This window comes from Rhodoferax sp. UBA5149 (genome assembly GCF_002413825.1).
Taxonomy (GTDB): Bacteria; Pseudomonadota; Gammaproteobacteria; order Burkholderiales; family Burkholderiaceae_C; genus Rhodoferax.
Genome location: NZ_DHXT01000070.1, coordinates 1 through 9,374, shown reverse-complemented (window position 1 = coordinate 9,374; position 9,374 = coordinate 1). Strand labels below are relative to the sequence as shown.

At 63.0% G+C, this 9,374-nt stretch carries 9 protein-coding genes and 2 riboswitches; of the genes, 4 read left to right on the top strand and 5 right to left on the bottom strand.

All coding sequences use genetic code 11. The features are described 5' to 3' along the window. Positions 1–920: glycine cleavage system aminomethyltransferase GcvT (gcvT, locus tag B3V69_RS05845; protein WP_296444668.1), on the bottom strand; the 920-nt coding region annotated here is incomplete at its 3' end. A gap of 61 nt (positions 921–981) precedes the next feature. Then, a riboswitch (glycine riboswitch) is annotated at positions 982–1,120 on the bottom strand. A gap of 21 nt (positions 1,121–1,141) precedes the next feature. Further along, a riboswitch (glycine riboswitch) is annotated at positions 1,142–1,244 on the bottom strand. A 53-nt stretch (positions 1,245–1,297) separates the two neighbouring features. Then, positions 1,298–2,989 carry an electron transfer flavoprotein-ubiquinone oxidoreductase gene (locus B3V69_RS05840; protein WP_296444666.1) on the bottom strand — a complete coding sequence of 564 codons (1,692 nt, stop codon included), beginning with the start codon at positions 2,987–2,989 and terminating at the stop codon, positions 1,298–1,300. A 136-nt stretch (positions 2,990–3,125) separates the two neighbouring features. On the opposite strand from B3V69_RS05840, the gene B3V69_RS05835 reads away from it, so the two are divergent. The 3 genes from B3V69_RS05835 to B3V69_RS05825 are packed head-to-tail and all read left to right on the top strand — an operon-like array spanning position 3,126 to position 4,957. Further along, positions 3,126–3,908 carry an SDR family oxidoreductase gene (locus tag B3V69_RS05835; protein ID WP_296444664.1) on the top strand — a complete coding sequence of 261 codons (783 nt, stop codon included), beginning with the start codon at positions 3,126–3,128 and terminating at the stop codon, positions 3,906–3,908. A 38-nt stretch (positions 3,909–3,946) separates the two neighbouring features. Next, positions 3,947–4,510, top strand: a complete 564-nt coding sequence (locus tag B3V69_RS05830) for a chorismate--pyruvate lyase family protein (RefSeq protein ID WP_296444662.1) — start codon at positions 3,947–3,949, stop codon at positions 4,508–4,510. A gap of 27 nt (positions 4,511–4,537) precedes the next feature. After that, positions 4,538–4,957 carry an acyl-CoA thioesterase gene (locus B3V69_RS05825; protein WP_296444660.1) on the top strand — a complete coding sequence of 140 codons (420 nt, stop codon included), beginning with the start codon at positions 4,538–4,540 and terminating at the stop codon, positions 4,955–4,957. Positions 4,958–5,022: 65 nt separating this feature from the next. On the opposite strand, the gene B3V69_RS05820 is transcribed toward B3V69_RS05825, so the two are convergent. After that, on the bottom strand, positions 5,023–5,595 hold the full coding sequence (locus B3V69_RS05820; protein WP_296444656.1) for a peroxidase-related enzyme: 573 nt from the start codon (positions 5,593–5,595) through the stop codon (positions 5,023–5,025). Between the two features lie 73 nt (positions 5,596–5,668). On the opposite strand from B3V69_RS05820, the gene B3V69_RS05815 reads away from it, so the two are divergent. Next, positions 5,669–6,040, top strand: coding sequence for a carboxymuconolactone decarboxylase family protein (locus tag B3V69_RS05815; RefSeq protein WP_296444654.1), 372 nt, complete (start codon positions 5,669–5,671; stop codon positions 6,038–6,040). A 60-nt stretch (positions 6,041–6,100) separates the two neighbouring features. On the opposite strand, the gene B3V69_RS05810 is transcribed toward B3V69_RS05815, so the two are convergent. Further along, the gene (locus B3V69_RS05810; protein ID WP_296444652.1) at positions 6,101–6,466 is read right to left on the bottom strand and encodes a response regulator; all 366 of its coding nucleotides are present in this window, start codon (positions 6,464–6,466) and stop codon (positions 6,101–6,103) included. Between the two features lies 1 nt (position 6,467). Next, positions 6,468–9,374, bottom strand: a 2,907-nt coding sequence (locus B3V69_RS05805) for a response regulator (RefSeq protein WP_296444651.1), incomplete at its 5' end; no start/stop codon positions are given.

The window sequence follows — 9,374 nt, the reverse complement described above, 5'->3', positions numbered from 1 at the left end:
GCCATCAAGCCCACACGTTTTCGGGCTGGGGCCCCCGTGCCAACTGCGAGTTGCGCTATTATTTTTGCAGCACCCGGGAATCCACCGGCGCGCGCACCGTCGGCCCGCCGCACTTTTTGCATCGCCCAGTTCAGACCCGCTTCGACCGGTGTGGTGCTGCTGTCGATGTCGTTGCCATAGAGGCACAGGCCGGCTTCGAGCCGCAGTGAGTTGCGTGCGCCCAGTCCCACCGGCTTGACTTCGGGTTGTGCCAGCAGGGCGCGCGCCAAGGCTTCGGTTTGCGTCGCGGATACCGAAATCTCGAAACCGTCTTCCCCGGTGTAGCCGCTGCGGGTGATGAAACAGGGTACGGTTTGGCTGCCGCAAGCGACATCAAACTGCCCACCGGTCATGAACACCAGCTTCTCGACGCCGGGGCACAGGCGCAGCAGGACGGTGACGGCCTGCGGGCCTTGCAGCGCCAGCAAGGCCATCTCGGGCATCGGGATGACCTGGCAGCGCGTGCCGATTTTGGCCTGGATGTGCGCGATGTCGCCGACCTTGCAGGCGCCATTGACGATCACAAAAATGTCGCCGCCGTTGGCATAGTCGCGGTTCACGAACATCAGGTCGTCGATGATGCCGCCCTCGTCATTGAGCAGCAGGCCGTAGCGCTGCTTGCCGACGCCCAAGTCGATCACATCGACCGGCATCAGGCTCTCGAAGGCGGCGCCGGCGTCGGGGCCCACCAGGCGCAACTGGCCCATGTGGGACACGTCAAACAGGCCCGCCAAGGTGCGGGTGTGGTGGTGCTCGGCCATCAGGCCGGCGGGGTATTGCACCGGCATCGAGTAACCGGCAAACGGCACCATGCGGGCGCCCAGCGACACATGCAGGTCGTTCAGCGGTACTTTTAAAAGATGGTCGGGCGTGGTGGTCATCAGCGAATTCCAGGAGGGGGCAAGTCAAATTCCACGGTCTGACGGGGTGTCAAAGCCATGGGCTGCCCCCGCTGTCCGCTTTACCTGAGAGATTCGCCGGGTCTGCGCGGCCTCAAGCGGCGGGCAGACTGCGGTTTGCTCCTTCGGTGGGCCAAAAGCCGGATTGAATTCCGGTTTGACCTCTCTCCAGTGGGGAAACGCTCACGGGGTGTGCGACCCGTGAGCGCCTGTCAGTCCTTTTGCCTGAGCGTTCAAACCGCTGCAATCAGCCGTCCTGCGCCTTCGGCGGCCGCCTCGTGGGCGACTCTCTCCTGACTGCGAGGATTCTACTATTTCGCGATTCGCCCAATTGAATGGGCCTGGCGGCTGCCCTGAACTCACATCCCTGCGTAGTTTGGCCCGCCCCCGCCTTCGGGTGTCACCCACACGATGTTTTGCGTCGGGTCCTTGATGTCGCAGGTCTTGCAGTGGACGCAGTTCTGGGCGTTGATCTGCAGGCGGTCGGTGTTGTCGGCGTTCTTGACGAACTCGTAGACGCCGGCCGGGCAGTAGCGCGTCTCGGGTCCTGCGTATTTCGCCAGGTTGATCTTCACCGGCACCGAAGCGTCCTTGAGGGTGAGGTGCGAGGGCTGCTGTTCTTCGTGGTTGGTGTTGCTGAGGAACACGCTGCTCAGGCGGTCAAAGGTGAGCTTGCCGTCCGGTTTCGGGTAATTGATGGGCTGGCACTCGGCGGCGGGTTTCAGATAAGCATAGTCCGGCTTGTCGCGATGCCGGGTCCACGGAATGTTGCCTTTGAGGGCAAACTGCTCAATGCCGGTCATCAGGGTGCCCACTGCCAGACCCTTCTTGAACCAGGCTTTGAAGTTGCGTGACTTGTTGAGTTCGGTGTAGAGCCAGCTTTTCTCGAAGGCTTCGGGGTAGGCGCTGAGTTCGTCGTGTTGGCGCCCGCCGACGATGGCCTCAAAAGCCGCCTCGGCCGCCAGCATGCCGGTCTTGATGGCGGCGTGGCTGCCTTTGATGCGGCTCACATTCAGGTAGCCGGCTTCGCAGCCGACCAGCGCGCCGCCGGGGAACACGGTCTTGGGCAATGACAACAGGCCGCCAACGGTGAGGGCGCGTGCGCCGTAGCCCAGGCGTTTGGCCGTGACTTCACCCTTGTCGTTTTCAAAGTAATAGCGAATATTGGGATGGGTTTTCCAGCGCTGGAATTCTTCAAACGGGCTCAGGTAAGGGTTGGCATAGTCGAGCCCGGTGATGAAACCCAAGGTGATTTTGTTGTCTTCCATGTGGTACAGAAACGCGCCGCCATAGGTGTCGCTTGCCATTGGCCAGCCAGCGGTATGCAGGACAAAACCGGGCTGATGGCGGGCCGGGTCAATCTCCCACAGTTCCTTGATGCCAATGCTATAGCCCTGGGGGTCGCAGTCCGCGTCGAGCTTGTATTTGGCGATGATCTGCTTGCCCAGATGGCCGCGTGCGCCCTCGGCAAAGACCGTGTACTTGCCCAATAGATCCATGCCGATCTGGAAGTTCTCACCCGGCACGCCGTCCTTGCCGACGCCCAGGTTGCCGGTGGCGACTCCTTTGACCGATCCGTTTTCGTTGTAAAGAACTTCAGCGGCGGCGAAGCCGGGGAAAATTTCCACGCCCAGGTTTTCGGCCTGCTGCGCCATCCAGCGCGTCACGGCGCCCAGACTGACGATGTAATTGCCGTGGTTCTGGAAGCACTGCGGCAGTAAAAAGTTGGGGGTGCGAAAGCCGGTTGTTTCACTGAGAAAACTCATGGCGTCATCGGTGACGGGCTGATTCAGCGGCGCCCCCATCGCCTTCCAGTCGGGAAAGAGCTCGTTCATGGCAATCGGGTCCATGATGGCGCCCGAGAGAATGTGGGCGCCGGGCTCGGAGCCTTTTTCCAGCACCACGACCGAGATCTCTTTGCCACTTGAAGCGGCCAGTTGCTTGAGACGGATGGCCGTGGCCAGACCAGCCGGGCCGCCCCCGACGACGACGACGTCGTATTCCATCGCTTCACGGGGCCCGAACTGGGCCAGAATTTCCTGGTTTGTCATGGTGTATCTCGCTTGATAATCGGGTTGTGGCTGGTATTCAAACCATGACCAGGGGCTGTCGATCCTGCGACCGATTTTATTCGGTGAATTGGCACAATCAGACGGTCGAACTTTTTGTTTTGTGGAGATTCTCTAAATGGCTTACAGCATTGATCTTTCCGGCCGGGTGGCTTTTATCACGGGCGCCTCCAGTGGACTGGGGGCTCAGTTTGCCAGAACGCTGTCGCGTGCCGGTGCTGCTGTGGTGCTGGCGAGTCGCCGGGTTGACAGGCTCAAGGACCTGCGCTCCGAGATTGAAGGCGAGGGCGGCGACGCCCATGCGCTGGAGCTCGATGTGACCGACATTGATTCCATCAAGTCGGCGGTGGCGCATGCCGAAACCGAAGTTGGCTCCATTGACATTCTGGTCAACAACGCCGGCGTCGCCACCACGCAGCGCCTTCAGGATGTGAAGGGAGATGATTACGACCATATCTTCAACGCCAACGTCAAGGGCGCTTTCTTTGTCGCGCAGGAGGTTGGCAAGCGCATGCTGGCGCGCGCCAAAGGTGCCGCCCCCGGTACCTACACCGGCGGGCGCATTGTCAACATTGCGTCGGTGGCGGGCTTGCGGGTGTTTCCCCGCAACGGGGTCTACGGCATGAGCAAGGCGGCCGTCGTGCAGATGACCAAAGCCATGGCGCTGGAGTGGGGTAAGCACGGCATCAACGTCAATGCCATCTGCCCCGGTTATATCGACACCGAGATCAACCACCACAACTGGAAGACGGAGCCGGGCCAGAAGCTGGTGCAGACCCTGCCGCGCAAACGGGTCGGACACGCCAAAGACCTGGATGCCTTGCTGGTGATGCTGTGTTCCAACGAGAGCCACTTCATCAATGGTGCGGTGATTGCGGCCGACGACGGCTTCGCGGTTTAGTTCACGCTGGGCATTTTGACTTCCATCAAGGCGTATCGATGAGGGCGTGGACGACGCGCAATATGCACCGCGGGTCGCGGCGGCGCTGGGTCGGTGCCTCCGGCTCGCTCAGTGCACGGCTGGCCGGGGCCGGGCAGGCCTTCAGCGTGCAGGTGCTCAAGCAAGGCCGACAAAAATTGCACGCGGATGAGGCGCGCGCCCTGGGCTTGCCTGGCCTGCGGCCCGGCTATGTGCGCGAGGTGGTGTTGCGGGTGGACGATGTGGCCGTGGTGTTTGCCCGCAGCGTGACGGCGCATGCGCAATCTCTGGGGCCCTGGCGATCGATCCGGGGCCTGGGCACGCGGCCGCTGGCCGATGTGCTGTTCAAGCGCTTGGGGCTGGCGCGCACGCCGCTGGAATTTGCCAGACTCAAGCCTGCCAGCCCGCTGCGGCGCGCTGTGGCACAGGCGTGGCAAGAGGCGACGGCTGAGGCGCTGGCGACCCGGTCGCTGCCGTCGCGCCGCTCCGTATTCACGCGGCGTGGTGCGCCTCTGCTGGTGATGGAAGTGTTTGCGGCGCGACAGGCGCCATGGGGCTGGCCCACCGTTCGCCGACGCGAATGAGACCGTCCGTTATTCAAGGAAAAGAACATGAAGATCGAGATTCCAGAAGAGAAAAAACTCGTGTATGAAATGCGCATGCCGATCCGCTGGGGCGACATGGACGCCATGAACCACGTCAACAACACCATTTATTTCCGCTATCTGGAGACCTGCCGCATTGACTGGATGCATTCGATCGGCTGCCTGCCCGACCCCCAGGGCGAGGGGCCGGTGATCGTCAACGCGTTCTGCAACTTTTACAAGCAGCTGGAGTACCCGGGCGAGGTACTGGTGAAGATGTATGTGAGCGACCCTGGGCGCACCACCTTCGAGAGCTGGGGCACGATGGAACGGGTCGATAAGCCCGGGGTGATCTACGCGGCGGGCGGTGCCACCACCATCTGGGTCGATTTTCCGAGCCAGAAGGCGAAGACGCTGCCTGACTGGATGCGCGAGCTGGTGAACTGATTTTATATAAAATCAGCTTGTAGCCCTCGTGGAATATTCGTAGTACGCTATGTTTTATATAGCAATTACTTGACCCTGGGCGCCCGCCCCATCACATAGAACTCCGGATTCGGCAGCATGTTGCTGAACGAGGCCATGCGGTTGGAGAGGCCAAAGAAGGCCGTGATGGCGGCAATGTCCCACGCGTCTTCGTCACTGAAGCCGTGCGCGTGCAGGGCGGCGAAATCAGCGTCTTCAATTTGGTCGGCCTGTAGGCAGACCTTCATGGCGAAGTCCAGCATGGCGCGCTGGCGCGGCGTGATGTCGGCCTTGCGGTAGTTCACCGCCACCTGGTCGGCCACCAGCGGTTTCTTCTCGTGGATGCGCAATATCGCCCCGTGCGCCACGACGCAATACAGGCATTTGTTGGCGGCGCTGGTGGTGGTGACGATCATTTCGCGCTCGCCTTTGGTCAGGCCCGAATCCTCTTTCAGCATCAGGGCGTCGTGGTAGGCAAAGAAGGCGCGCCACTCGGCCGGACGGCGTGCCAGCGCCAGAAACACGTTGGGCACGAAGCCCGCTTTCTCCTGCACTTCCAGCACTTTTGCGCGGATGTCGTCAGGCAGGTCTTTGAGTTCTGGGGCAGGGTAGCGGGCCATGGTGTGTCCTTGTTGAGTTCGGTGGCATCATTCTGTGCCATTTCGCAAATCAAATTCTCAGGAGAAGAAAAACATGGATTCACAGTTTGACAAAGGCCTGGCCACCCGCAAGCAGGTGATGGGCGAAGACTTTGTGGCCAGCGCCATGGCCAAGGTCACTGACTTCACGCGGCCGATGCAGCAGTACATCACCCGCAATGCCTGGGGCGACGTGTGGCAACGCGAGGGGCTGGATCTGAAAACGCGCAGCCTGATTACCGTGGCCATGCTCACCGCTTTAGGCAAGCAGCACGAGCTCAAGGGCCATGTGCGCGGCGCGCTGAACAACGGTGCCACGGTGGCCGAGATTCAGGAGGTGCTGTTGCACGCCAGCATCTACTGTGGCGTGCCCGCAGCGGTGGAGGCGTTTCGCTCGGCGGCGGAAGTGGTGGATGCGCCAGATTAAGCATGATTTAGGCCTGTAGCCCTCATGGAATAAGCGCAGTCAGCTATTTAAAACATAGCACTACCCGGCCAGCATGTTCCTCACCACCTGCAGGAACTCCTGGTAGCGAATCGGCTTGGCAACGTAGCCGTCGCAGCCGGCGGCCTCGATTTTCTCGCGGTCGCCGTGCATGGCAAAGGCGGTCACCGCCACCACCTTGATGTCGTGGGTCGCGGCATCGCTCTTGAGCAGACGCGTGGCCGCCAGGCCATCCATGCCGGGCAATTGCACGTCCATCAGAATCAGCTCCGGGCGCCGCGCGCGCGCCAGGCCGACGCCCTCTTCGGCGTCGGTCGCCTGCAGGACTTCGTGCCCCTCTTTTTCCAGCAGGAACACCGCCAGTTTCATGTTGGGCGGGTTGTCCTCGATCACCAGGATGCGTGCCATGTCATTGCCCCTTTCCGGTCATGGCCCGCCGGACTTCGCCGATGAAACGACCGTGGTTGAAGTCCGATTTTTCGATCACTTTTTGCACGGCGCCGTTGAGCCGGGTGCGATCCTCCGTGGTGATCTGTTTCGCCGTGACGATGAGAATGGGTATTTTCGCCGTGGCCGCGTCCCGCTTCAAGGCCTCCACGACGTCGAAGCCGTTCACCTCCGGCATCATCAGGTCGAGCACGATCAGGTCCACATGTTGGCGCCGCGCGACGTCGATGCCCTCCTGTCCGCCGAAGGCCGGCAGCACGCGGTAGCCGGCCGGATCGAGATAGGCGCTAATCAGTTGCACGGCCTTGGGATCGTCGTCCACCACCAGTACGGTGCGGCGCTCGCCGTCGGTGCTGGCGGGAAATCCGATCGCCAGCAGGGCGCGCGCCAGTTCTTCGCGGCCGACCGGCTTTTGCAGCACCTGGGAGGCGCCCAGCGAGGCACCGCGATTGCGGTCGGCGACGATGGAAATAATGACTACCGGCACCGCCGCGAATTGCGGATGCTGCTTGAAGCGCTCCAGGAATTCCCAGCCATCCATGTCGGGCAGCATGATGTCAAGGGTGATGAGGTCGGGGCACTCCCGTGTGGCCAGTTCCAGTGCGGCTTCGGCGGTGGCGGCGCGAACGATGCGAAACCCGGCGTTTTCCAGTTGCAGTCGCAGCAGCTCGGCGGCCTTGTCGTCGTCCTCGATCACCAGGGCCAGGGGCTGGCCGCCGCCGATCACCCCGGTGGAGCCGGTCGGCGCGGCGCCTTCGCGCACGCTCGCGGGCGCCGACATCGACGCCTTGTGGGCATCGGTCGACGTCTCCTTTTCCGTGCGCCACGGCAGCCACACGGTGAACGTCGAGCCCTGGCCTGGCGTACTTTGCAGGGCCACCAGTCCCCCGTGCAATTCGGTCAAGTGCTTGACCATCGCCAGACCGAGCCCGGTGCCTTCGTGACGGCGTGACAGCGTGCTGTCGATCTGGGTGAAGGGCTGGAACAGCCGCACCTGATCTTCGGCCGAGATGCCGATGCCGGTGTCACGCACCGCCAGTTCGAGGTAATGCGCAAAGCCGCCGCCCGGCACCGCCTCGCGTGCGACGCGGCGTGCCGTGACATGCACTTCGCCGCCCTCGGGCGTGAACTTGACGGCGTTCGAGAGCAGGTTGTAGAGAATTTGCTTGACCTTGCGCGCGTCCAGCCAGACCTCGCCCAAGTCGCTGGCGACCTCGACCGTCAGGCGCAGGTGGTTCGCCATGGCCTTCTCGCGCACCACTTGCAGGCCGGCCTGCACCAGCGTCGCCGCGGGCAGCGGTTCGAGCTCCAGGGTCATCTTGCCGGCCTCGACTTTCGAGAGATCCAGGATGTCGTTGATCAGCGACAGCAGGTGGCCGCCGCTGGTGAAGATGTCATTGACGTACTCTTTCTGCTGTGGCGACAGCTCGCCCATCAGGCCGTCCCGCAGCACCTCGGAGAAACCGATGATGGCGTTCAGCGGCGTTCTCAGCTCATGCGACATGTTGGCGAGGAACTCGGACTTCATCCGGCTCGCCTCCTCCAGTTGCAGGTTCTTGGTCGCGATGACATCGCTGCTGGCCCGCAGCTGCTCCGCCAACAGTTTGAGATCGCTGTATTGGCTCAAGTTGTGCAGGGCGACGCCGAGCTGTGCCGCCAGGCGATCGAGAAACAGCCGGTCGCTGTCGTCGAGCACGCTGCTGGTGGCCAGCACCAGCACCGCCAGACGCCGCTCCTGGTAGCCGACCGGAATCATCAGTACCTGCGCTGGCGTGAAATCGGCGAGCCCGGTTTGCAGCGTCAGACCAGCCGCATCGAGCACAATCGTTTTCCCCGTCTGCGCCGCCTGGCCGAGCAGACCCTCGCCGAGCGCGAACTCGCGCGTGGCGGCACCGTCCAGGCCGTGCGCCGCCTCGCAGCGGAAGCGCCCGCTCCATTCATCGAAAGCGTAGAGCGCCGAGACTGGAAACGCCTGCCGGTCTGCCAGCAGCGCCAGCAGACCGTCGAGAATCCGGCGGCGGTCGAAGCTGGCCGCGAACAGGGCCAGCGCCCGCCCCTGTGTTTCGTCGAAGCGTGCCGCAGCGCGCAATTGTTGTTCGGTGCGCTTGAACGCGGTCACGTCCACATTGGCGGCGACGCCGCCGATGATGCGACCCGCGGCGTCGCGGATCGGCATGGTGCTGTTGGTGATGGTCTTGCGGCTGCCGTCGAAGCAGCGGATGTCGACCAGCTCATCGCGGATGGTTTCGCCGGTCTTGAGCGTGCGCGCCATGGCCCACTCGTCGGCGGCCAGCGGTTGGCCGGTATCGGGCCACCAGCCCTGGTGTTCGCCATATTGTTCGAGATTGGCATGACGCTCACCGGCCCAGATTTCCCGCCCGGCCGGGTTGATCTGGGTGAAATGCCCGGCGGCATCGGCGACGAACACGCCCACCGGCAGCAGCTCGAGAATCTGCTTGAGCAGCTGTTCGCTTTCGTGCACCGCAGCGTCGGCGGCCTGCCGCTCCCGCGCCTCGCGCCGCGCCCGCCGCCACAGCAGGAAGAATCCCGCCATGGCAACCGCCACCAGCAGCGTACCGACCGCCAGCGCCTCGCGGGCGTCGCCGTCGGCCAGGTCGCGGCGTTGCTTGAGCAGGGTGCGCTCCTCTTCGTCCATGGCATCGATCTGCTTGAGTAGCGCGTCCATGCTGGCGTGGGAGACGCCGGTTTGCATGCGCTCGCGCGCCTTCTCGAAACCCTCGGCGCGATATTCCGTGAGAGTCTTGTCCAGCAGTTGCATGCGTTCCACCGCCTGTTGCGACAGCGCGGCGCCGCGCAGCTGCTGACGCGGGTTGTCGGCGGTGAGTTGCGCGATGCGGGTCAGCGCCGA

Excerpts from the sequence above, each read along its gene's own strand:
- B3V69_RS05840 (WP_296444666.1), bottom strand. The coding sequence starts at position 2,989 with ATGACAAACCAGGAAATTCTGGCCCAGTTCGGGCCCCGTGAAGCGATG.
- B3V69_RS05835 (WP_296444664.1), top strand. The coding sequence starts at position 3,126 with ATGGCTTACAGCATTGATCTTTCCGGCCGGGTGGCTTTTATCACGGGC.
- B3V69_RS05830 (WP_296444662.1), top strand. The coding sequence starts at position 3,947 with ATGAGGGCGTGGACGACGCGCAATATGCACCGCGGGTCGCGGCGGCGC.
- B3V69_RS05825 (WP_296444660.1), top strand. The coding sequence starts at position 4,538 with ATGAAGATCGAGATTCCAGAAGAGAAAAAACTCGTGTATGAAATGCGC.
- B3V69_RS05820 (WP_296444656.1), bottom strand. The coding sequence starts at position 5,595 with ATGGCCCGCTACCCTGCCCCAGAACTCAAAGACCTGCCTGACGACATC.
- B3V69_RS05815 (WP_296444654.1), top strand. The coding sequence starts at position 5,669 with ATGGATTCACAGTTTGACAAAGGCCTGGCCACCCGCAAGCAGGTGATG.
- B3V69_RS05810 (WP_296444652.1), bottom strand. The coding sequence starts at position 6,466 with ATGGCACGCATCCTGGTGATCGAGGACAACCCGCCCAACATGAAACTG.